Below are 314 nucleotides of genomic sequence, written 5' to 3'. Positions count from 1 at the left end.
GGCATCATACAGATGACACTTGGGGAGATTAACGCTTTGGGCGGTAAGGTATATTTCTTAGAAAAATATACCCCCAAAAAGCTGGCAAGCATCGCCCCAAAAAAGCTCGCTATCACCAGATGAACATGCTGATAGACAAGCGCGGTTTTTAGTCCGAATCCCAGAGCGGTCATCAGCAAACACGGCAAAATATAGCGTTTGGGTACGCTGAACATCAGCGTCCAGCCAAGGGTAATGATGCAAGACAGCACAACGGTCTCAATAAACCACATCTAAAACCCCCAGTGCTGTATGCGTAGTAACACCAGCGCCAT

The 314-nt window shown here is 47.5% G+C and carries 1 protein-coding gene; it reads right to left on the bottom strand.

The window, feature by feature from the left end; all coding sequences use genetic code 11:
• Positions 1–272: threonine/serine exporter family protein (locus B3V51_RS10590; RefSeq protein ID WP_286708388.1), on the bottom strand; the 272-nt coding region annotated here is incomplete at its 3' end.
• Between the last annotated feature and the right edge of the window lie 42 nt (positions 273–314).

This window comes from Psychrobacter sp. UBA2514 (assembly GCF_002341255.1).
Taxonomy (GTDB): Bacteria; Pseudomonadota; Gammaproteobacteria; order Pseudomonadales; family Moraxellaceae; genus Psychrobacter; species Psychrobacter pacificensis.
The sequence above is the reverse complement of the archived record's forward strand: the minus strand, read 5'-3'. Positions and strand labels throughout refer to the sequence as shown.